Genomic DNA, 24,486 nt, shown 5'->3' with positions numbered 1-24,486 from the left:
TGCTTGTTACTGGATTTATTTTACCAAAAAACATTTTTAAATTCTATACGATAAGTTTTTCACGCTTACGATTTCTTGATATATTAGTATCATTAAATGGTTTTGTTCTATTTTGCTTTTCTTTACTATTAGTAAGTATTTTCATCCTCTGTAGAAGCCCTACCGGAATTTATCTAAAATGTTTTAATTCTTCATACTGCCCTTTGGTTAAACCATAACACCCAAATTCAATTAAATCTGGGTCATGAAAATCACTTCCTCCACTTTTGGCTAAGTTATGTTTAGCTGCAAAATTCAAGGTTTTTTTGTAATCTATTTTCTTCATCTTTGAATGATTTATTTCAATTCCCTGTAATCCATACTTAACATATTTTTCAATCTCATCATAATTATCATATTGGCAAGGATGAGCAATAATTGGTATACCACCATCTTTTTTTATTGCTTCAATCCCTTGCATTACAGGAGTATATCCCATCTTTAAATCAGTTTCCTTTGATGTTTTTGAAGCAAAAAGCTCATTATATCTTTCTTTTGTCATCTCATCTTTATATTTTTCTTTAAGAGCTTGAAAAATATTCATTTTAAAAACAATACTGTATTTGGAATATTTTTTAGCATCTTCATATGTTATATCATATCCCTTTTCAGACAATTCTTTTATTAGATCTCTATGATAATTATCTCTACATTTTAAAGTCTTATCACATAATTCTTTTACATGTGTAGCATTTTTATTAAGCCATAATCCAACAATATGAACCTTTTTAAACACATCATAATCATAACAACTCATTTCTACACCCTTTACTACTTCAAGATCCATTTTTCTGCCTAATTCATTAATTTCATCAAATTGATCAACAGTATCATGATCAGTAATAGCTATTGCTTTTATTCCTTTCTTTTTAGCCATATCAAGAACATTAGCAATTTCACAAATACCATCACTATGATTTGTGTGTACGTGCAAATCAGCGTATATCATATATATTCCTCCTAAATTACTGTCAATAAAACATCTTCTTTGTCAACTTTGTTCTTATTAGTTGGCAATACATCCATATAATCATTACTATTAGTTATAATTACAATTGTTGTTAAATCATATCCTGCATCTTTTATTTTATCAATATCAAATTCCAATAGTAAATCACCTTTTTTAACATTTTGTCCTTGTTTAATAGCTAAGTTAAAATACTTTCCATCTAAAGATACAGTATCTATTCCTACATGAATTAACACTTCTATATCATTTATAGTCATTCCAATAGCATGTCCTGTTTTAAAACAAGCACTAACAATGCCATCTCCAGGAGCATACACTTTACCTTCGCTAGGAAAAATTCCTATTCCAGCCCCCATTATTCCACTTGAGAAAGTTTCATCATCAATATCTTTTAGTGGAACAGTATCTCCCTTTACTGGTGTTAAAATATTTTTATATATATTTTCTTCCATAACTTTTTCCTGTTCTTCTTTATTTTGTTCAACTGGGTCATCAAATCCAATAATTAATGTAGCTATAAATGTTACTACTGCAGCTATAATTAGTGTAATTATAGCATGTATTAAATTATTTGTACCTTCAGATACCCACATTGGTAAACTTAATAATCCTGGTGTTACATAAACGAAAGCCTTTAAATTAACTATTCCTGCAAATAAACCTGCTGTTGCTCCACCAATCATACAAGCATACATTGGTTTTTTCAATTTAAGAGTAACACCGTACATTGCCGGTTCAGTAATACCTCCTAAAAATGCTGTAATACTTGATGAAAAAGCAATCTGTTTTAATTCCTTATTCTTAGTCTTTAGTGATACTGCTAAAGATGCCGCTGCCTGAGAAATATTAGAACATAGTGCAATAACACGGGTAACAGGATCAAAACCATTTTGTTCAATAAGCATAACACAAATTGGACTCAATGCTTTATGCATACCTATTGACACTAACCATGGATATACAGCTGCTAAAATTGGAATAGCAACAATACCAAAATGCTGCTGTACATATAATACAGTATCTGCAACTAATTGTGCTATGTAATTACCTACTGGTCCAATTATAACAAATCCTAATGGAGCAGTAATCAATATAACTAGCAATGGTGCCATAAACACTTTAATCATATCTGGAACATACTTATAAACATATTTCTCAATATAAGACATTACCCATACAATTAAAATAGCAGTTACAAGCTGAGAAGAATATTTTGCTAATGATAATGGTATTCCTAAAAAGTATACAGGTTTTCCTGCTGCTACTAAAGAAACCCACTCTGGATGAAGCATTGATAAACAGACAAATGATGCTAAATACTGATTACATTTAAATATTTTTGCTGCTGAAAATGCCACAAATACCGGCATAAAGTAGAAACCCGTATCAAAAATAAATTTTAATATAATAAATGTTTGAGATGATTTGTCTAAAATTCCAAGTAAACTTAAAATTAAAAGTAATACCTTTCCCATACCTGCTCCAGCAAGTAATGGTATCATTGGCGCAATGGACCCGGTAATAACTGATAAAACTCTGTCTACAATTCCATCCTTTTTCGTCTTATTATTGTCATTTGATGAATCTAATTTAGCAATTTTCATTATTTCTTTATAGACTTTATCTACATCGCTACCAATTACCAATTGATATTGTCCTCCCTTTTTTACTAGAGACAATACCCCTTTTATTGACTTAACTTCTTCGTCATTAGCCTTTTCTTCAGACTTAATATTAAATCTTAATCTCGTTGCACAATGCACTAGAGAATTAATATTTTCCTGTCCTCCTATAGCTTTTAAAATTTCGCTAGCCATTTTTTCATAATTCATTTTAAAATCCTCCATTTCTTATTTTATAAAATGAAGGTTTAGCCAACCTAATGTTACTACCCAACAATAAATATTTTATTTTTTTGTAATCCCCCCTTTTATAAAGATTTATTAAAAAATTATCTAACTCTTATGTAAAAAAATATAGAGAGTATGTGCAATACATAAGTATTATCACTAATTATAAAACTCCTATAAATTGTATTTATTCATCACTTATAAGCTTTGCAATATGTATTGTAAGATATAGAATCTCATCATCATTTAAATAAAAATAATACTTTTTTTCAATGAATTGTTTTATCTTCAAGCTGCATAAATAAGCTTCCTTATATTCTTCTTTTATAATATCCAACAGATTATTATTAATACTATCATTTTTATTAGATTTTTTTGAAAAAACTCTATATCCAAAAAATTTTAAATGAGTAATAAACCGATAATAATTATGTGAATCTGTATTAAAGTCTCTGTTAAAATAATATTTAATAATATTTGTGATATTTTGTATAAATCCAGTTATCTCATATACATCCTTAATATTATTGCTGACTTCAGCACTAACAATATGAAGTGCTATAAAACCAGCTTCATCTTCATCCATAGTCAAACCATAATTTTTTTTAATAATATCAATTCCATATAATCCAATCTCATATTCGTTTTTATAAAAATGTTTTATTTCCCATAATAATTTATTCTTTAGTATAACTCCTTTATTATATCGTTCAATACTAGTAGTTATATGATCCATCAAAGAAATATACAATGAATCATCAAGTTCTATAGATAATTTCTGTTTTGCATATTGTACAATATCATGGCAAAGTTCAATATATTCTGTAGGAATACTACTTAAAATATCAACAAGATGATTAGAATATTCCATAGAACTTAAAATAAATTTCTTGGTAATTTTATTTTCTTCGATAAAATCACCTTTTCTCTTACCATAGGCTATTCCTTTGCCCATTATAATTATTTCTTTTCCTTTATCATCAAATGTTATTACAGCATTATTATTTAAAATCTTGTTTATTACCATAAAAAACCTCCCCCAAAAGCAAAAAAACCTATTTCCAGACATAACAAAATATCTGTAAATAGGTTTTGTGTAGCAAGCTAATCACTATTACAATCCATATCTTACACTTGTATTATACTGCATTACAACTTTCGTTGTCAACGATTTCTTATCTAATCGCTGACATAAATTCACTAGCTTCATTTATACATTCTCAATGAACTTCTCAAAACTATCTGTTTCTTTAAATATAATTTCATTACCTAACGCCTCAAAATGCTTATGTCCACATTTAATCTTTTTTTCTTCCTTTGCTCTTAACTCTTAAGTCTTCTGATAAAATACTTCCCTTTGTTTCAACATTAAAGAGAGTTTTGTACTTAGGGTTTTGTATAGCTTTTTTATATTCCTCTTCAAACCAAAGGGCATACTTTCATTTTTGTCCATTTCCTTCTTTATCTATAGTTCTATAATACCCTGAAATTTAGTTATATCTTTAAACTGAATTTTTCTTTTAAGCATTATATCTACATAGCCTTTATTATTTTCATCTTCACTTTTTATAAAAGCTTATTCGTGACTTCCATTTACTATCTTAAAGCCTCTATTTTTTAGAATTCTCTCATGTTCTTCATATTTATTACATTCTACCTTTATACAAACTGATAAGTGTATGGTATCTACATTATTTTTCTTCAATTGACTTATCTTATGCTCCCAATCTTCACCTTTAGTTTTAGTTTTTTCGCAACCAATGCAGTAAAAGAAACTACTAAGTACAGGCTTATTATTTTCATATATTTTAAAAGCTGCTGTTGAATCATTATATGCTTTAAAACATCCTGTCCCTGAACATTTTCCAACTAATTTTCTACATGCCATTATTGCTATAGCCATAAATAAAGCTACCTTCCCTTCTAAATAGTTTTAAACCTAATATAAATAGGCTCTTCTTGTGCGTGAACTGTACAATCAACTTCATAAACTTCTTTAATAAGCTTAGTTGTTAAAACTTCTTTAGGTTTTCCACTAGATACAATACTTCCTTTATGCATAACATATAGCCTATCACAATAAGCTGCTGCTAAATTTAAATCATGTAATGCTGCTACCACTGTAATTCCTAAAGATTTAACTAAATTTAATATTTGAATTTGATATTTTATATCTAAATGATTTGTAGGCTCATCTAATATAATCAATTCCACTTGTTGAGCTAATGCACGAGCTAGTAGCACTCTTTGCTTTTCACCACCGGACAATGTAGAAAAGCTTCTTTTAGCATAATTAAGCATGTCTACTTTCTCTAGCATTTTTCTAACAATCCTATAGTCATTTTCATTATCCTGTTCTAACATCTTTTTATGTGGAGTTCTACCCATAAGTACCATATCCTCCACCTTAATGTCAAAGGCCACATTATTAAATTGACTTACTACACTTAGCTCACAAGCCATATTTTTTGCAGGCATGGTAAGAAGATTTTTTCCATCTAAATATATAACCCCTGACTTAGGACTACAAACATGATAAATTGTTTTTAACAAAGTAGATTTTCCACTTCCATTAGGACCTATAACTGCTATAAACTCACCTTTATGAACATTAACACATGCATCTTTTACTATATTTTTTTTACCAAGTACTACATTTACATTTTCAATATTTAACTTCATTTTTAGTTACCCCTCTCCAAAGCTATAAGCACGTTTTATTATTATATATATAAAGAAAGGTGCTCCTACAACTGAAGTTATAATACCTATAGGCATCTCCATATTTTTTAAAATAATACGAGCAACTACATCTGCCCATACAAGAAAAATACCTCCACTAAGTATAGCTACAGGTAAATTGTTTTTATGATTAGATCCAACTAAACTTCTAGTTATATGTGGAATTACTAAACCTATAAAACCTACAATTCCACAACTTGCTACTAATACTCCAGTTAATACAGATACCATAACCATGTATAATTTTCTATAGTTATTCAAATCTATTCCTAAAGTTATGGCAGCTTCATCTCCTAAAAGCATAGTATTCATAACACGGCACTGACATAAGAAGAAAACAACCATTAATAACACTATTATAGTAGGAATCCATAAGTTATCCCATTTACCATTTGTTAAACTTCCCATAGTCCATTCCCCAATGGAACGTACTGCACTGTTATTATTAGTAAGGTATATCATTAAGCTAGAAAAAGCTGAACATATAAGATTAACCACCATACCTGATAGTACTAATTTTATTGATGTAATTTTTCCACCCATGCTAGACAGCTTAAAAACTAAAATTGCTGCTAATAATGCTCCAGCAAATCCCCAAAAAGCTAAACCTAAACTTTGAAATATACCTATTGGAATATTAGCTCCTATCAATATGAAAAATGTAGCTCCTAAAGTAGCCCCTGAAGAAATCCCTAATATATAAGGATCTGCTAAAGGATTTTGAACTGTTGCCTGCATTACAACTCCTCCTAAAGATAATCCCATACCTACTACTACTCCAAGTAATACTCTTGGTAATCTTATTTCCCATATAATATCAATAAAAGGTCCATCGAGAACGGATTTTAAACCTTCAGGTTTAAAAAGCTTATATATAATAACCTTATATACCTCTGCTGTAGGTATCTTTACTGAACCAATAGCTACTGCCCAAACTGCAGACACTACTAAAATTATAGATAACCCAATTAAAATCATTAAATTAGTTAATTTCACTGGCTTTAGAAACTTATTATCTTTAATATTTGTTTTTAATATATTTTCCATATTTTATTTGAATAACTCTGGATATAATTCTTTAGAATAACGCTCTACAGCATCAACTGTACGAACACCGCCTGCCCATGTTTCTGCTAAACCAGTGATAATTATTTTTTTATTCTTAACAGCTTTTACATTTGCTAAAGCTTTATTTTCAGTGAATTCTTTAACTAAATCAGCTTCTTGTATTTTCTTATCATCTCCAAAGTGAACAAATACAATAGCATCTGGATTAGAAGCTACTATATTCTCAACACTCATTGAGCCTGATTTTTCTGCTAAATTTTCTGCACCTGCTTTTAATACCATATCTCCTACTAAATCATTTTTACCATATACTCTATATTTACCTTTGCCTTCAGCTTCAAGAATCAATACCTTTTTCTTATCTTTAACCTTAGATGTCTTTTCTTCTATTTTTTGTAATCTATCTCTTAAATCTTTAACATATTTATCTGTTTTATCTTTTATATTAAATATAGTGCCTAAATCGTTAATATCTTTAAAACCATTTTCTATTGTAAAGTTTCCTACAGTTTTTACTGTGTTACGCTGTGCAAAAGTATTGATTTTTCTTTGTTGCCACTCTTTTACATCTCCTAATGTTTTATCTGCAAATACACTTTTCCATCCTAAAATTAAATCTGGCTTTAACGCTAGCACTTGTTCTTTTGTTGGATATTTTTCTGATACTACAGGAACTTTTTTATATTTGTCAGCTAATCTATCTAATATTGGGTTATCAAGATAACAAGTTCCTATTAAGTACTTTTCTAAGCCTAAATCTAACATTAATTCTGTAGTAGTTTGATTTGTAGTTAATACTTTTTCTGGTGCTTTATCAAAAGTCACTTTAATTTTTTCTCCAGCATAATTATAGTTAGTTATTGTAACTGGATAATAAGATTGCTTGTCTACATTTTGTGATGAGGTTTCTACCTTATGTTTGTTCTGTTTATCTTTTGTTGCATTGTTTCCAGAACATGCACTCAAAGACATTACCATAGATACAGTAATTGCTCCTAATATTAATTTTTTATATAATTTTCTTATTTCTTTTCCATTCATAATTTACTTCCTCTTTTCTAAGATTTCTCATTAATATTAATTATAAATTTATATGACAACGTAAACAAAAACTCTTTAACTACTATCAGTTAAAGAGTTATAAATACACAAATAGTGCATAACAAACACCCCCTATACTCGTAGAGTTGCAGTAAAAAAAATAGGCAGGTCTTCTGGCTCAAGTATCATAATTTTCTTCTGCCTTCCCATTTTACAACAGTGACTTAATTGAAGAAAACTCCTCTTTTACAGCGGCGGTACCGCGTGGGACTTACACCCAACTTCCCTTTTAATTAATAAAATATTATTAAACCTATTTCCATATTTTATATAATTTTCTATGAATTTTTACAAATTATTTTAGCATAAACATATTTTTATATCAATATACTAACTTAATAGAATTCATAAAATTATAAAAACAAAAAATTTATAATGATTCTAAAAACGTTCGTGCTGCTGGGGACAGTGATACACTTTTTAAATAACAAAATCCTATATTACGCTTAGGTATAGGCTCCTTAGTCTTTACCTCAAACAAAATTTCTTGTTCTAAATATTCTAGTGAAAATTCTTTTACAACGCAGGCTATTCCTAGATTTATTTTTGCAAATTGTAATAATAAATCATGAGCACCAAGCTCTATTTCTGGACTAATATTAACCCCCTTTGACAATAAATAATTTTCTACATATTGTCTTGAGTTAGATTTGCCATCTAATAATATAAGGGGCATCTTTGAGATTTCTACAAAACTTAAAGGCTCAGATATAGTTTTATTAAACCTTTCCCCACAAACAAATATATCTTGTATTTCCATACACTTTTTAAATTCTAGAGCAGAGTCCTCTATTGGTAAGTTACAGATAGCCAAATCAATATCCCCTGTTTTAACCAAGTTACACAACTCTACAGTAGTTCCGTTTAATATTTTTAATTTTACATTTGGATACTTTATATGAAATTCTTCTAAATAAGATAGTAAAAAATACTTAGAAGTAGTATCCCCTACCCCTATTTTTAGATCCCCTATCATAAGATTTTTAGAATCTAACATCTTCTTTTCTCCTGCTTCTATTAAACTTATAGCAGAAGTTACATATTCAAATAAAATCTCACCCTCATTAGTTAAAATAACCCCTTTAGGAGTTCTTGTAAAAAGTCTTATACTAAGTTCTTTTTCTAATTGCATTATGGATTGGCTTACAGCCGGTTGTGTCATATATAACTCCTTAGCTGCCTTTGAAAAGCTTTTACACTTTCCCACACAACCAAATACTCTATATAAATCTAATTTACTTATCATATAAGCCCTCCTTATACCCACTATATATACTATTTATTTTACTTATACCATAAAAATGTTGTATATTACAAGTATAGGAAGTAATTTTAATTCAAAATTTTTTTGAAATTAAGGAGAGATAAATTTGGAAAGAGTAGTTGGAACTGTTGTTAGAGGTCTTCGTTGCCCTATTATTAACGAAGGAGATTGTATAGAAGATATCGTTGTTGATAGCGTATTAAAGGCTTCTGAAGTTGAAGGATTTAAAATAAATGATAAAGATGTTGTTACTGTAACAGAATCTGTTGTTGCTCGTGCTCAAGGTAACTATGCTACAATAGATCAAATTGCAAAGGATGTAAAATCAAAATTTGGTGATGATACTATAGGAGTAATATTCCCAATACTAAGCCGTAACCGTTTTGCTATATGCCTACGTGGTATTGCAAAGGGCGCTAAAAAAATTGTGCTTATGCTTAGCTATCCATCTGATGAAGTTGGTAATCATCTTGTTGATATAGACATGTTAGATGAAAAAGGAATAAACCCTTGGAGTGATGTTTTAACTGAAAAACAATTCCGTGATTGTTTTGGCGAAGTTAAACATACATTTACTGGAGTTGATTACGTTGAATACTATAAATCTTTAATTGAAGAATATGGTGTTGAATGTGAGGTTATATTCTCAAATAATCCAAAAACTATATTAAATTATACAAAGAACGTTCTTACTTGTGATATACATACAAGATTTAGAACTAAAAAAATACTTAAAAACAATGGCGGCGAAAAAATATACAGCCTTGATAATATATTATCTTCATCTGTTGATGGCGGTGGATTTAATGAAAACTATGGTCTTTTAGGATCAAATAAATCTACTGAAGATACTGTTAAGTTATTCCCTCGTAACTGCAAACCCGTTGTTGATAATATACAAGCTAAGCTTAAAGAAAAAACAGGTAAAAATGTTGAAGTTATGATTTACGGAGACGGAGCATTCAAAGATCCTGTAGGTAAGATATGGGAGCTTGCTGACCCAGTAGTTGCACCTGCTTATACAAAAGGACTTGATGGAACTCCAAATGAAGTTAAATTAAAATACCTTGCAGATAATGACTTTGCTCATTTAAAAGGTGATGAACTTAAAAAAGCTATATCTGAATATATAAAAAATAAAGAAGATGATCTTGTAGGCTCTATGGCATCCCAAGGAACTACACCAAGAAGACTTACAGACCTTATAGGTTCACTTTCTGACTTAACTTCTGGAAGTGGAGACAAAGGTACTCCTATAATATTTATACAAGGTTACTTTGATAACTATACTAAATAAAAACTGTAAAAAATTTTATATAAACTAAATAAAAAGCACTCCTTATTGTAAAAATTTGAACAATCCAGAATACAAATCTTTATAATAAGGAGTGTTTTTAAGATTTTCTAAATCTTTTAAATTTTGATACCTTCTTCTTATGCTATCAAATAAAAAATAATGTGTTTATAAATTTTTATCCCTTCTATTTACATGACATTACCATATTGAATACCCTTAACTGGTCAAAGATTAACATAAACTAAATAATAAAGAACCTGCTCTACATATCTAACATCCTCCATGCTGTTTTATCCATCATCCTATGTCCTATATGGGTACTTATATTAATAAAGACATTGCTAAAATATCCTATTGTATTTTCAGGAATATTAAGGATTATTTTTTCCCCTCTAATATTGAGCTTGACTCCTTCTATATTCATTATGGACTGTTTTCCAATTTCTTTTGCATGCATTTTCCCATTTTTCACTTCTAAATTTAGCCTTGAAACACATTTATCATTAAAAAATATTATATTGAAACCATATTTAGTATTTTCCTCGATTTCATCATTCATTTCTCCTGCAATGTTTAAACTATTATCTTCATTTCTCTCAATATATACTGCATATATGTCGGCACCTTTACTTATTTTCAAATTCAATTTATCCTTCAATGGATCTATTATTATTTTATTAGAATTGCGGGTTATAAATTCTTCACTATTATTATTTGAAAAAGGAATTTTCAAGTTATCATATCTTCCAAATAATTCGTTTTTTCTTTCAAAGGCCGTTAATAGTGGCTTTAATATTTTAATTTGAGTTCTGTATGTGTGAATTGCTTTAGTTTTTTCAGATATATCATCACTATTTAAATCAAAAGCATACCATTTAGTTCCCGTGCCAATAAGCTTTAAAGGAGGAACTAAATACATATTAGGTTCTCTTTTCATTTGTGTGGGCCAATCCCCTCTGTGAACAAGATATAATAGCTCTTTTTTAGATTTATAATTTAAAATTGCTAGCGTATATTTTATAAAAGCATTAGTTGCCCAATGATCTGGATGCCTATCATTAGGATGTGGATATACCAATTCTATTGGTCTATATTCCTCAATGATTTTACTTATATCACTAACTACACTTTCTCCACAATAACTACTTACCCTTGTAAAACTATTGTTGTAAGGCGTTTTATTACTTTGAGTACTCTTACTTGTATATGACTTAGTTTTATTCCAATATTTTTCCCAAAGAGCCCTCATCCCACCATCTGGATATCCTAAAAATACTATATCATTCTCTAATAGCCCTAACTTTTCAAGGGCACTTATAGATTCTTTTTGTCTCTGATATGCAAATTTTATATAATCCTTAGGCTTAGGCTTAAAATTAAGGCAATCAAATTGAACTGCAGCTTTAAACCCATCTCCATTTGTCATCAAAACAACTTTTACTTTCCCTCCATTTTCTAGTGTTCTCTTAATAAACCCTCCTGCTCCTAATACTTCATCATCATTATGTGGAGCAAAAACAATCACTTTCCCCGCTTTTCCAGGGGCTTCAATAGTATCTATATTTAATCTTATAATATAATTTTTAATAAATCCCTTGATAAAAAAAATTATTACACCAATTATTACAAAAAAAATTAACAGTATTACTATGCATTTTTTCATTATAAAATCCATAAATATCACCTGGGTTATTTTATGTAAATATTATTTTTAAAATTCATATACCTATGATAAAAGTACCTAACAATTCAAAAAGACCAAATTCCAGTTTGTTCTCCCCTATTTCCCTTATTATGACATTCACAAACTCCTGTTGTACTGTACTTAATCCACTTGGCTGACTCAAAAATACAGATACTCTAAATAAAAGATCTGCTGATTCTTTCATCAGTTCTGTAGGTTCTGGACATACATAGCTTAAACTTTTGTCTACCTATTCTATATTTCATTTTTATCTATATTAAATTTGTATTTATTCTCATCTATACTCACAATTATCCCTCTCTTTCACTATATAATGTTCAACAAAGCTTGTAAGTTTACATGTTATATAACTCATAAACACCCCTAATGAAATTATCAAGATTATTAACTTATGTTTCATATTATATAGATGCTGGCATAAATTTGAATAAAAATACCTTTATATGTAGAATAATCTTATAGGATAAAAAAATGCCTACTAGGACTTTTATGGGATCTAAAATAATAAATCAAGGCAAATTTAAATTGAAAAAAAGGAGCAAAACTTTGAATAAAACAATTAGAGAGCAGATTTTTGAATTAGCAGATGAAGAATATCAAAAATTTTCATCATCACTTTTACCTAATACAGATAATATTTTAGGAGTTAGACTACCTCACCTTCGCAAATTAGCGAAAGCAATTGCAAAAGAGGATTGGCGTAAATTTATGGCAGACTATGACAGTAAATATTTTGAGGAAATTATGCTTCAAGGGCTCGTGCTAGGTTATGCAAAAGCAGACATTGAAGAAATTCTTCAATACGTTGCTGATTTTGTACCCAAAATTGATAATTGGTCTGTCTGTGATAGCTTTTGTGCTGGTTTGAAATTTACTAAAAATAATATGGAACGTGTTTGGAATTTTATACAACCATTTTTATCCTCTAATAAAGAATTTGAGGTTCGCTTTGGTGTTGTAATGCTACTAGATTTTTACATTAATGATAAATACATAGATGAAGTAATTAAATCCCTAGATGCTATAAAGCACCCTGGCTATTATGCAAAAATGGCAGTTGCTTGGACTATTTCTATATGTTATATAAAATTTCCAAAACAAACTATGGAATATTTGAAAAACAATACCTTAGATGATTTTACTTACAACAAATCACTACAAAAAATTACTGAATCTTTACGAGTAGATAAGGAGACAAAAATAATTATCAAGAGTATGAAGAAAAAATTATAACTTCATATTTGCTGCATCAAAATTTAAAAATAAGATTAAGAGGAAGTCTCAAAATAAATTTAATTTTGAAACTCCCTCTTAAGGATACTCTTATTTATAACATATATTATTTTAACTTATACTGATCACAAGGTCATGGCATCTCATAATTTATATACATTTTAGAGTGCATAACAAAAATATTTTATAAACTAATCTAAAAATATGTTTTGTTATGCAAAAAGAATAATAACTTTTAATGGATATTTTATTTTCCACAATATTCCTCCAAAGTAATATTCCTATTCATAATTTCTGTAGCCACATCTATTCCTACATATCTTATATGCCAAGGCTCAAATTTATAACCAGTAATATCTTCTTTTCCCTTTGGATATCTAATTATAAATCCATACTTATAACAATTTTCTTTAAGCCATTTATATGCCCTAGTATTAACGAAAATTTCATCTAAGTTTGTATACTCGTTTGAAACTATATCTATAGCTAAGCCGGTTTGATGTTCACTTGTTCCTGGTTGTGCAACATATTTATCTGCATGTTGTTTTCCATTTCTATACACTGAATTATTATAAACATTTACCTGATAATTATAATTTCTATATCCTGATACTCCTAATAATACTATATTCTCAGTTTCAGCAGCATTAAAAAGTTTCTCTAAAGCTTCACCAGCTACTTTTCTCATTTTTCTTACTCCCGGATCTCCATTTGATATAAATCTTATATTGGGTACAATAAGATCTTTAGGTAAATAAGTTTCATATAACCTATTTTGTCTATTTACTAATAAAATTTCTTTTTTATTATCCCTAATTCTACCTTTATTTTGTTGACGAGTATGCTTATTTTCTGGCTTTGCAATAGTATTAGCATGTCCTACATTATTATTCTTTTTATTTGCCCAAACCTCTATAACACATAAAATTGCAATAATAACTATAAAAAAAATAAAGTTATTAAATATTTTTACAAGTGTTTTTTCAATCATATTATGTCCTCCAATTTATTTTCTCTAATCTTCTTTTAAATAATTCTAACAAAGCACAGTTTCAAAACCCTTTATTACTTGTTTCATAGTTGTTAAATTAATTATTTAGCATATTCAAAACATATCACCAAGTGTGAATAAAAACCTTTAATAAGATTATTTATCACTTAAATTTCTACTAAAAAATAAAAAGCCATAAATCTAATTATGACTTTTTATTCTTAATTTATTTTAAATTTGATAAAACAACTTTTTGATCCTTTAAAGACATAATGCTATTACAATTCATGTCCACAAATTCACCTGTAAATTTAGTTTTCTTTTTATTCTTTAAATTTATAGCCATACCATTTATATTGTCAACATAATATATATGTTCTTCACTAAATATATGGATATCTTTTACTTCTAAAGGTTTTTCTAACTGAATCTTTTCCCAATTATTATTATCTTTTTCATAATAATTTTTATAATAAATAGCCTTTACTTTATCATTATCTAACTGTCCAATATATACAATACCATTATTATCTACATATAAAAGCTTTGATTTATCCACACCATCTATTACAACTTCTTTAGTCTCTTGTGAATTAAAAAGAAAAACCTTTTTGTTTAAAATATTGTCAAATACCACTTGATCTTGTTGTTTTATAATATAATAATCTTCTATATTATCCGTATCTATTGGCAATTTGTGTATTCCAGCTGAAATATCAAGCCTATTTATGTTCTTTGAATTGTAATCGGAAGATTTAATATATACTATTGTATTTAAGGTATTTAATTGTATATCATCTACTTTTGAAGTACTTGTAGGCAATTTATACAGTCTACTCTTATTATTAAAATCTAGTACAGCTTGCTTTAAATCATCTTTAGCTTCATAAGTGTATATTTTTATTGCAGCTTTATCATCAATTTCTTTCTTTTCCAAAATAATTAACTTGTCTTCCGCTTCATACCATTTTACAAAGGTATCTTTTAAATTTTTCTCTAAATCTACCACATTATCTTTTTCATTTACTAAATTAATTACATGTAATGTATTTTCTAAATAATATGTAGCATATCTCCCACTAGAGGATAAATTAATTTTTTTTGCCCCTTTAGGAAGCGTGATATCATTTTTATTACACAATTCAATTTGATTAATGGTTTTAAATGTAACCTTAGTTTTATCTGTAAAATAATAATTACTTAAATAAAATAACACACCTGTTTGTATGACAAAAGATACTATTATCCACTTACATATAATTTTTAACTTCCTTTTTGACTTTGTTTTTTTCTTTCTCATTTCAATTCTCCCTTAGGATTCTACATATACAATTGTAGGTATAGCCCTTTCCCCAGTAACACAAGAAGGTCTATTAATAACTTCATTATTATAATACATAGTTGTAGATCCTCCACCATCAAGACACATTGCATTTATAGCACCTAGCTGTAACATAATATTTTGCATATCCTTAATAGATGCACCAAGTTTAAATCCCTTTCTACCATCTATTACAAGAAATATAATACTTCCATCCGCTTTTTGCCCTATTGCAGTTCTTGGATGAATTCCAGCTAATGAATTATCTGAAATATGTGGCTCACCATCAACAACTAATGTTGGAGTAAATGATATAGCTTCTTTTATATTTTTATTTAATAATCCCTCTACGGAAGCCGGCTCTACATGTACATACCCTTCACCGTCTATTGCAAAAACACAATTTTCTCTCTTTTTATATTCCTCTTTATTTAGGGGATAAACTACCTTGCCTTTAGATATTATAATCCCTATTGGAATTCCTCCAGTTCCTCCAGTTTTTCCATTGGGAGATACATCTGAATATCCTCCACCATTTATTGCCGCCACAGCCTTATATCTTTTGGCCATATCAGAAGTAGTCTCACCTACTTGTCCAAGTTTAGAAGAATATCCTACTTTCACTCTTTTAGGATCATGTATAATTAATGCCTCGCCTTCAAATTTAGAATTATTAATTTCCATTCTTTTGATATCATTGTTCACATTTCTAATTTCTACACTTTTACTATTTAAATTATTAATATTTAAATTATCATTCAAACTCTCTGTATCTTCTTTCATTATTTCATTTATCTTTTTATCACTAAAAAATATTTTTGCTATATACCTATGATTTCCTGTACCCATGGCAGATGTAACTACTACATTTCTAACTTTTTTAAAGGGTCCATAGAAAGTATATAGGGGGAAAGTCACCATTATAAATACAAGTTGAAATATTACAAAAAATATTATTCTTTTCCAAATTTTCATTTTGTTCTCCCTTTATCTTTGGCAATAAATTTCTGTTTATAAAATAATATCTTCTTTTTATTGGACAATATCTTTTTTCCAAGATTTAACCACTACATTAGCATATCCAACATCTCTATCTCCATCTGCCAAAACCTCTTTTACACACAAAATTATAATAATAATCATTATAAAAACAATAACTCTAGATATGTTTTTTTTCATACTTATATCCTCCAGTCTTATAGATAATTTTAACAAAAATAAGTTTCAAAAATTTTTATTACTTGTTTCATAGTTGTAAAATTCATAAAAAAGATTGCATGCTTAGTACACTTAAACCACTAAGCAGCAACCTTTTAAAATTTAATCTTCAAGCCTATAACCAACCTTATATACTGTTTTTATACAATCTTTTAAATTTAATTTTTCTCTTATTCTCAATACATGAATATCAACAGTTCTTGTTTCTCCAAAATAATCATATCCCCAAACTCTCTCTAAAATCTGCTCTCTAGACAAAGCTATATTCTTATTCTTTATAAACAACATTAATAGCTCATATTCCTTTAAGGTTATATCAATTATTTCCCCCTTACTTTTTATTAACCTTTGTTCTGGGAAAATATCCAAGTGCTTCAATTTTATAATTCCCTCCATTTTGCCGCATCGCCTTAAAACTGCTTCTATTCTGGCTAATAATTCTATGCTTTCAAAAGGCTTTGTTATGTAGTCATCAGCTCCAAGCTTTAACCCCTTTACTCTATCTAATACATCATCCTTAGCAGTAACAAAAATAACTGGTATTCCTTTGCCCTTAATTTTTGAAATTATGCTAAAGCCATCAAGTTTAGGTAACATAATATCTAAAAGAATAATATCAAAATATGTATTTTCAATATAATTAACTGCCATTTCCCCATCACTAGCTTCAGTCACCTCATACCCAGCCATTTCAAGATTGATAGCTATTAACTCCCTAATGGCAATCTGATCTTCAACCACTAAAACTTTTTTCATTTACCTTCCTCCAATTGTTCTATTTTTAACTGTCATAATGCTAATTCTCATATGTATTTATAAAAAAACTAGTAATTGCTTTATTATTACAATTCACTATTATCGTAATATCTTCCTTATCATCCCTTTTATTTTTGAAATTGAATACTTGATTTTGTACCATATAACCATAAGCTATCCCACCATCATTAATATGATAATTATTAGGATTAATTTTTAACGCTTTAAACAAAGGATTCACTACACTAACAATATCTTCTTCTTTTAATATAGCATTCTCTTTTTTCCCCTCTTCCTTTGGATTGTATAGTGATATGCTTTTTATTTTTCCATTAGAAGTATCTATTACACAATTATACATTTTCTTTGTATTAATAGATGTCCATGTTATATTCCAGTAAAGTATATCTTTTTCAGGTTTTCTAATTATTCTCACACTCTCATTTAAATTTTCTCTATTTAATTTTATATTAAATCCTTTATCAAAAATATCTAAGGCTTTTGCCATAGCTTTTTCTCTAGTTAGTATATTATCTTGTATACTCCCAACTTTTATATTTTTATTTATATCTTTTTCAGAGTACAATTTATTTTCATAATTATTAATTCTCATAGAACACCCAGTTAAAGTTGGTACTGCTAATAATATAGCAAAAACTAGCATCAGAAATTTTTTCATAATTATTAATTCTCCTTATTAAATTCCATTATTACTTCAGTACCTTTATTTAGTTCACTATTAATATTAAACTTAATATGATTTATAGTACATATATCATCACATATTGCCAATCCGAGTCCAAGTCCATTCTTTTGCCTATCTCTAGCTTTATCAACCATATAAAAAGGTTCTTTAATTTTATCTAGTTCATATTTACACATACCAACACCATAATCCTTCACCACTAATTGAATTTTTTCTTCCTCAGAATTAAATTTTATCTCGATAATCCCTCCATCTTTTGATGCCTTTATTGCATTATCTAAAATATTAATTAATAGTGTCTTTATTAATTGCTTGTCCCCTTTAACATATACATCATTCACTTCACATTTTATAATTATATTTTTACTGTCTTTCTTTAAATTTAGGCTCTCACATGCCTTTGCAATACATTCATTTAAGGATACTCTTTCAAAATTTAAGTTTTCCTGTTTAAGCAATATTAATTTTACTAAAGTAGAACATAGCTGTTCTAATCTTTTACCTTCCGAATTTATGTAATTTAATGCTTTTAATTTAATTTTCTCATTAACATTCCCCTTTATAAGCAAATCAGAGTATCCAATAATTGAAGTAAGAGGTGTTTTAAATTCATGGGTTAAACTATTTATAAATCGTTGTTTTGCTTCATTTGAATTTTTCAATTCATCTATGGTTTCCTCTGTTGTCTGAACCATTATATTAAAATTATTTGCTAATTCACCAATTTCATCTTTTTTATTCTTAATTCTAATTCGTTTGGTATAATTTCCTTGTGCTATCTCCATTGATATTTGACTAAACTGTAATATAGGTTTTGTTACCCTTTTAGAAATAAGATACATTCCCAAGCCAAGTATTATAAAAACGATTAAGTCTAAACATATAAAAACTTTATAATTTTCTATCCTTTCATTATTAATATATGTTATATCCTTTATTAAAACAAATTTCACTGTATTATTCTGTATTTTTATTTTAGAAGTTATAAATAGATATTTTTTATCATTAATTTCCCTAATTAAAAAAAGTCTTTCTTCTAATTTTGCATTATTTATTTCCATACGTTCATTATTAATTTTTATATTAGAATTTGAAAATATCAGATTGTTATTTTCATCATAGAATTCTAAAGCAGATTCGTTTATTCTATCACTATAAAAATATTTAGCAATGGCTATCTGCAAAAAAGGCCTTAATTGCAAATCTTTAAAAAAACCATCTTTTTCAATTACATCTCTATTTAAATAAATACTTCCTTCTATTCCTCTATGCTCATCTATAGCTATTTTTATAGTCCTATCTAAACCTCTTTTATATATGTTCTCAATAATAAATATTCCTGCTCCATTAAATATAATAATAAATAAAACCATTGAATAAATAAATATTTTTTTCCAAAACTTCATTCTCTTAACCTCTAATTCTATAAATATTTATATATTTTTTATAATTTTGGTGATTTTAAAAATTTGAAGTTTACTAACCTCTATTTATTGTCTTTTTTAAATAAATATCTTTGATTTGAATTTAGCAAACAAATTTATTAAGATTTGATATCACATAGTTTTATACTCTGTAATATTTTTATATTAAATTAATTGGAAAATAAAATAACGAAAGAAGGTAAATACATCATAAAAATTATAGCACAAATTTATAAAAATATTTTTAAATTAATAAAATAAGACAATCTAAAAAATACAAGTTATATTATTCTAAAAAAATATACTCTTGATGAGAAGTTTTTGTCTCTACTAAACACTTTTTTCTATATTCAAAAGGACTTATCCCAATAATTTCTTTAAAGGAGGCAGCAAATTTACTTTGACTTTGATATGCAACACTTATTGCGATATCAGCCACACTATTTGATGTTTCCCTTAACATAACCGCAGCCTGTTTCATTCGGTATTTTTTCATATATGCAGCCATTGAAGTTCCATAAATACCTTTAAAATATGTTTTCAACGTAGTTTGACTAATACAGTATTCTTTTGCAAGCTCTTGGATTGTATATCTATGTTTGAAATCTTCCGTAATTAGCTTTTTAATTTGCTTAATGGTTTCAACCTGTTGTTGGGAATAATATTCTCCTTGCCTCTTTTTTGAAACATCTGTTATATTCAAGAACATAAGTAATTCTAAAACTTTTAACTTAAAATATGCTTTTTGAACAGATTCCGGTACATAGTAGAGTTCAGAAAAAATATTTTTAATTTTATCATTTGCCCGCATGACAAAGCATTCATTATTGATGCAAAACTTTTCTTTAAGTCCATAAATATCAATACATATATCTTGTAAAATTTCTGGCACATCTCTTGCAACTTCATCTAAATATAATAGAACAGAAATTCCTTTATAATATTTCAGCGGAAATCCCATGGTATGAGCACAATTATTCATAGTATTGATAGAAAGATCACCTTCACCCAAATACAAATAAGAACCATTTAAAAGCTCACATTCCTGACGACCTTCTTCACAGTGATTGATTTCTATAATATTGTCATGGGTTGGTACATTACACAAACAGGTTGTGGATTCAAATTCATTAATAATTAACTCAATACCAGTAAATACTTTATAAACCGTCATGGACCCTACTCCATTTGGGCAATCCATTTTATATATAGTTTCATACCCATCCTTATCACGCTTTTGAATGGATGCTATTTTATTTAAAAGCTTATGATCTTGTGCCCTATCAATCCCTTTCAACATCAATTCCTCCTTCCCCATTTATTCTATTGCATCTATTTTACATAAGTATTGGCTAGTTTTACATGATTTCTAACTTTCTTCTCAACATTTTACCATACATTAAACTTTTAGGTATCTAAAAAAACTTAAACCACCCATAAAAATGGATGGTCTTAGAAAAAATATTTATAATTCTATTACTTCACCTGTTGAAAGTGTATGTATTTGCTCTCCTAACAAAGAATGAAGTCGATTGAAAGCTGTCTCACCTGTGCAATGACAAGTGAAATAACCTGTTGAATGTTTAGCTAGTTCTCGAGCTAGTTCATCAATTCGACTTTCTGGCTCAGTCTTTTTAGTAGGTGGATCATATAGATGAAATCCAGACACCACAAAGTCTACAGGACGACCTAATAGCTCCTCTGCTTTGTTTAATAAGTTTACAATCCCTCCATGAGCACAACCACCTACTAATACAGTTGTTTCTCCTTCAGTAATAAGTAAACTCTGTTCGTGAGAGAAATCATCCTCCACCATCACGCCATTTTTTTCAGCATAAAGAGTGTTATTAAACATAGGCTTAAGCACATTCCCACAAGGACTACTAAATACCTGTAGCTCTTCATCAATAATCTGGGATGATTTAGTTAGCACTATCTGAGGATAATTGGTTAAATCTGGATCTACTCCTACAGCATAGTCTTTTCCAAACACTTTTATTATATGTGATGAAAAAGCGTCTGGACGAGCATAAATCATAGAATTAGCATTACCCTCCAAAAATGTATTCAATCCACCACCATGATCTATATGTCCATGTGAAAGAAAAGCAGTATCTACATTGGTTAGATCAACGCCCAAAACATCAGCATTTTTTAATAAAGTAGACCCATCCGGTCCAAAATCAAAAAGAATACAGTGATGGGTGGTTTGTATATGTAAACTCAACCCGTGCTTAGGTTCACAATTAGGATTACTAGTATTATTTTCTACCAAAACAGTTATTTTCATCAAAATCCCCCCTATAAAATTCTATTCATAAATCTTATTAGAAAACTCTATACTAAAGTTAGTCTCATATAACCTAATATTATTATACTAGTATTTAATTACCTTGTCCGCTCTGTTCCGACAAACTTTAGTCCCAAATAGACATCACAAAAATTCTTTTTAAACCCTACTTTTTCTTAGGGAAATATCTATTTTGGTGTTAATGATACCAAAATACTAAATCCTGTTTCATATTCCATATATCCTTTTTAAAATTATATAATATTTCCCAAGAAACTATGTTAATATAATATTTTAAATTCTGACCTTCTTATGATTAAAATCATAAAGTTTTTATGTACTATCATAACTTCTTTTATCCACCAATACAGAATACTCGATATTCCGTATTGAAATGAATGTGACATAAACTTTTAACATATGTAATTAATAAAAATAAACTCCCTTCATAGTAACAGCTTTATTATTTCAACTATCTACTATAAAGAGAGCATATAAAAATCATTTCTATTATTATATTTTTATATATCTGATTTTAATTTTATTTTACTAATTAAGGATACTAAAAATCCAATAATACATGACACTGCTGCGATAAAATATACCCATCTCATTCCATAGATGAATACATCTCCTCTTCCTTCCACATAGCTTAGCACTCTATAACCTATTTTATAACTCATTCTGTTATACAATATGGTGGTTGAAATTGAAACTCCAAAAATAAATCCTAAGTTTCTAATAAGAGCATTTACACCACCTGCTATTCCTAATTTAGTTTTTTCAACTGATGACATAACTAATGAATTATTAGGAGATTGAAATAATCCATTTCCTAATGCTACTACAGATAACAATAATGTAATCATCAAAAATGTTGATTGTTCATTTAAAAATACCATACAAAATAATCCAATAGATGCTACTACGATCCCTGCTAATGTAAGTTTTTTACTCCCCATTTTATCTGATAAATATCCACTTATTGGGGCTACAATACTTAAAACAATAGGATATGCCATCATTATAAGTCCTGTTTTCCCTGGTGATAATTTTAGTACATCTTGAAGATAAAATGGTTGTATTATATTTATACAACTTATTCCTATGAACATTACAAAAGCACTAAATATATTAACAGAAAACACTCTATTTTTAAATATTGATAAATCCAACATAGGGTTTTCAATTTTTAATTCTAATATAATAAATACAATAAAACATATTAATGATATTATAAATGATACAATTATATTAATATGATTATATCCTGTTTGCTGACCTTTAAGCATTGCCCAAAATAAAGCAACTATAGATATAATAAAAAGTATTGCGCCTTTAATATCTAGAGATTGATCACTTTTCACCTTATCCTTAGGTAAATATTTCATTGCTGCTATAAATGCTACTAATCCTATAGGAACATTTATCAAGAATATATATTCCCAACTTACTACTGATATTATTAATCCTCCTAAAGGTGGTCCAAGTAAAGTTCCAAGTGCAACAGATGTACCAGAAATTCCAAGTGCTCTACCTCTTTCATTAGGTGGAAATGTATGTGTTATAATTCCTTGACTTGTAGACATAGTCATTGCTGCTCCTATTGCTTGAACAATTCTTGAAAATATTAAAAAATTAAGTGTAGTTGATATTCCACATAAAAAAGATCCCAAAACAAATATTATAAATCCATATTTAAATACACTTGTTTTTCCTTTTATATCTCCTAATCTTCCGAATATAAGTATAGCTGCGGAAATTACTATAAGATAACTTGTAACAACCTGTTGGATACCTGCCATAGATGTAGAAAGTTCTTTTGCCATAACTGGTAAAGCTACATTTACTATGCTACTATCAAGACATGCCATAAACGGTGACATAACTACTATAGCAAGTATTATCCAATTATTTTTATATGTATTAGTTTCTTCTTTAGTTCTATTAACCATATGTAGTTTTCCTCCTCTTTAGTTATATTAGTTTTTAGCTTTAGACTCCTTAATATTCATATACATATTTTTTAGTAAACATTCTGCAGTTTCTTTCTCTTCCTCTGTTAATCCATTAGTTATTATATGTAACCAACCATCTGAGGCTTCCCTAATTTTTGGAACAACAGCCTTAGCCTTTTCTGTAAGATATAATTTATATGCTCTTGCATCTTTATTATTTATAATTTTTTCTACATATCCAAGTTCTATAAGCTTTTTTATAGCTCTAGCAGAAAGAGCCTTATCTACCTTTACACACTCACTTAAAGCGTTTTGATTTATGCCTTCATTGTCATATAGTGCCAAAATAAAAGGATATGTTCCTGAACTTAACTCATACTTCTTTAAGGCTTCATCTAAATAGCCTTGTGACGATCTATCTATCATTGCTATATATTTGTTTAAAAGATTTCTTTTTTTCATGTATAATCCCCCTATAGTTGACTTATCAACTGTTTTTCAATATATCACAATATAGTTGATTAGTCAACTATATCTAAGATGAGATTTTTGT

The 24,486-nt window shown here is 28.3% G+C and carries 23 protein-coding genes and 1 riboswitch; of the genes, 2 read left to right on the top strand and 21 right to left on the bottom strand.

The genetic code is table 11. The annotated features are described in order from the left end of the window. Positions 1–169: 169 nt before the first annotated feature. The 8 genes from ACYUEW_RS01950 to ACYUEW_RS01915 form a co-directional block, all read right to left on the bottom strand. Complete coding sequence (locus tag ACYUEW_RS01950; RefSeq protein ID WP_085333127.1) at positions 170–988, bottom strand: PHP domain-containing protein; 819 nt, start codon at positions 986–988, stop codon at positions 170–172. Positions 989–999: 11 nt separating this feature from the next. Next, entirely contained in the window at positions 1,000–2,841 is a 1,842-nt protein-coding gene (locus ACYUEW_RS01945; protein WP_085333126.1) for a beta-glucoside-specific PTS transporter subunit IIABC, read from the bottom strand. 205 nt (positions 2,842–3,046) lie between these two features. Further along, positions 3,047–3,886, bottom strand: a complete 840-nt coding sequence (gene licT / locus ACYUEW_RS01940) for a BglG family transcription antiterminator LicT (protein WP_085333125.1) — start codon at positions 3,884–3,886, stop codon at positions 3,047–3,049. A 549-nt stretch (positions 3,887–4,435) separates the two neighbouring features. Further along, positions 4,436–4,762, bottom strand: a complete 327-nt coding sequence (locus ACYUEW_RS01935; RefSeq protein WP_085333124.1) for a CGGC domain-containing protein — start codon at positions 4,760–4,762, stop codon at positions 4,436–4,438. A 20-nt stretch (positions 4,763–4,782) separates the two neighbouring features. Beyond that, positions 4,783–5,541, bottom strand: coding sequence for an ABC transporter ATP-binding protein (locus ACYUEW_RS01930; RefSeq protein ID WP_085333123.1), 759 nt, complete (start codon positions 5,539–5,541; stop codon positions 4,783–4,785). Positions 5,542–5,547: 6 nt separating this feature from the next. Then, on the bottom strand, positions 5,548–6,648 hold the full coding sequence (locus ACYUEW_RS01925) for a FecCD family ABC transporter permease (RefSeq protein WP_085333122.1): 1,101 nt from the start codon (positions 6,646–6,648) through the stop codon (positions 5,548–5,550). 3 nt (positions 6,649–6,651) lie between these two features. Beyond that, positions 6,652–7,710, bottom strand: coding sequence for an ABC transporter substrate-binding protein (locus ACYUEW_RS01920; protein WP_085333121.1), 1,059 nt, complete (start codon positions 7,708–7,710; stop codon positions 6,652–6,654). A gap of 146 nt (positions 7,711–7,856) precedes the next feature. Further along, a riboswitch (cobalamin riboswitch) is annotated at positions 7,857–8,042 on the bottom strand. A 98-nt stretch (positions 8,043–8,140) separates the two neighbouring features. Next, on the bottom strand, positions 8,141–9,016 hold the full coding sequence (locus ACYUEW_RS01915; protein WP_085333120.1) for a LysR family transcriptional regulator: 876 nt from the start codon (positions 9,014–9,016) through the stop codon (positions 8,141–8,143). 124 nt (positions 9,017–9,140) lie between these two features. On the opposite strand from ACYUEW_RS01915, the gene ACYUEW_RS01910 reads away from it, so the two are divergent. After that, a complete protein-coding gene (locus tag ACYUEW_RS01910) occupies positions 9,141–10,331 on the top strand; it encodes a coenzyme F420-0:L-glutamate ligase (protein ID WP_061906593.1) in 1,191 nt (396 codons plus the stop codon). 262 nt (positions 10,332–10,593) lie between these two features. On the opposite strand, the gene ACYUEW_RS01905 is transcribed toward ACYUEW_RS01910, so the two are convergent. Both ACYUEW_RS01905 and ACYUEW_RS01900 read right to left on the bottom strand, forming a co-directional pair. Continuing rightward, entirely contained in the window at positions 10,594–12,006 is a 1,413-nt protein-coding gene (locus ACYUEW_RS01905; RefSeq protein WP_460276125.1) for a PIG-L deacetylase family protein, read from the bottom strand. Positions 12,007–12,049: 43 nt separating this feature from the next. After that, positions 12,050–12,220, bottom strand: coding sequence for a hypothetical protein (locus ACYUEW_RS01900; protein WP_460276124.1), 171 nt, complete (start codon positions 12,218–12,220; stop codon positions 12,050–12,052). Positions 12,221–12,582: 362 nt separating this feature from the next. Between ACYUEW_RS01900 and ACYUEW_RS01895 the strand changes: the two genes are divergently transcribed. Then, positions 12,583–13,269, top strand: a complete 687-nt coding sequence (locus ACYUEW_RS01895) for a DNA alkylation repair protein (protein WP_460276198.1) — start codon at positions 12,583–12,585, stop codon at positions 13,267–13,269. Between the two features lie 247 nt (positions 13,270–13,516). On the opposite strand, the gene ACYUEW_RS01890 is transcribed toward ACYUEW_RS01895, so the two are convergent. The 11 genes from ACYUEW_RS01890 to ACYUEW_RS01840 all read right to left on the bottom strand — a co-directional run bounded on the left by ACYUEW_RS01890 (position 13,517) and on the right by ACYUEW_RS01840 (position 24,395). Continuing rightward, positions 13,517–14,260, bottom strand: a complete 744-nt coding sequence (locus ACYUEW_RS01890; RefSeq protein ID WP_085333116.1) for a M15 family metallopeptidase — start codon at positions 14,258–14,260, stop codon at positions 13,517–13,519. A 226-nt stretch (positions 14,261–14,486) separates the two neighbouring features. Continuing rightward, positions 14,487–15,560, bottom strand: coding sequence for a hypothetical protein (locus ACYUEW_RS01885; RefSeq protein WP_460276123.1), 1,074 nt, complete (start codon positions 15,558–15,560; stop codon positions 14,487–14,489). Positions 15,561–15,572: 12 nt separating this feature from the next. Next, positions 15,573–16,556, bottom strand: a complete 984-nt coding sequence (locus ACYUEW_RS01880; protein ID WP_460276122.1) for a phosphodiester glycosidase family protein — start codon at positions 16,554–16,556, stop codon at positions 15,573–15,575. Between the two features lie 57 nt (positions 16,557–16,613). Continuing rightward, positions 16,614–16,760, bottom strand: a complete 147-nt coding sequence (locus ACYUEW_RS01875; RefSeq protein WP_003488694.1) for a hypothetical protein — start codon at positions 16,758–16,760, stop codon at positions 16,614–16,616. 141 nt (positions 16,761–16,901) lie between these two features. Further along, positions 16,902–17,555 carry a response regulator transcription factor gene (locus ACYUEW_RS01870; RefSeq protein WP_460276121.1) on the bottom strand — a complete coding sequence of 218 codons (654 nt, stop codon included), beginning with the start codon at positions 17,553–17,555 and terminating at the stop codon, positions 16,902–16,904. Positions 17,556–17,595: 40 nt separating this feature from the next. Beyond that, positions 17,596–18,234, bottom strand: coding sequence for a hypothetical protein (locus tag ACYUEW_RS01865; protein ID WP_460276120.1), 639 nt, complete (start codon positions 18,232–18,234; stop codon positions 17,596–17,598). Between the two features lie 5 nt (positions 18,235–18,239). After that, positions 18,240–19,667, bottom strand: a complete 1,428-nt coding sequence (locus tag ACYUEW_RS01860) for a sensor histidine kinase (RefSeq protein ID WP_460276119.1) — start codon at positions 19,665–19,667, stop codon at positions 18,240–18,242. A gap of 304 nt (positions 19,668–19,971) precedes the next feature. Further along, entirely contained in the window at positions 19,972–20,985 is a 1,014-nt protein-coding gene (locus ACYUEW_RS01855; RefSeq protein ID WP_265203577.1) for a helix-turn-helix domain-containing protein, read from the bottom strand. 165 nt (positions 20,986–21,150) lie between these two features. Next, positions 21,151–21,975 (bottom strand): MBL fold metallo-hydrolase, encoded by an 825-nt coding sequence (locus ACYUEW_RS01850; RefSeq protein WP_460276118.1) that lies wholly within the window; start codon positions 21,973–21,975, stop codon positions 21,151–21,153. A gap of 521 nt (positions 21,976–22,496) precedes the next feature. After that, positions 22,497–23,930 (bottom strand): MFS transporter, encoded by a 1,434-nt coding sequence (locus ACYUEW_RS01845; RefSeq protein ID WP_003488683.1) that lies wholly within the window; start codon positions 23,928–23,930, stop codon positions 22,497–22,499. A gap of 27 nt (positions 23,931–23,957) precedes the next feature. Next, on the bottom strand, positions 23,958–24,395 hold the full coding sequence (locus tag ACYUEW_RS01840) for a MarR family winged helix-turn-helix transcriptional regulator (protein ID WP_003488681.1): 438 nt from the start codon (positions 24,393–24,395) through the stop codon (positions 23,958–23,960). Positions 24,396–24,486 lie beyond the last annotated feature (91 nt).

This window comes from Clostridium sp. CTA-1, from assembly GCF_054768215.1.
The sequence above is the reverse complement of the archived record's forward strand: the minus strand, read 5'-3'. Positions and strand labels throughout refer to the sequence as shown.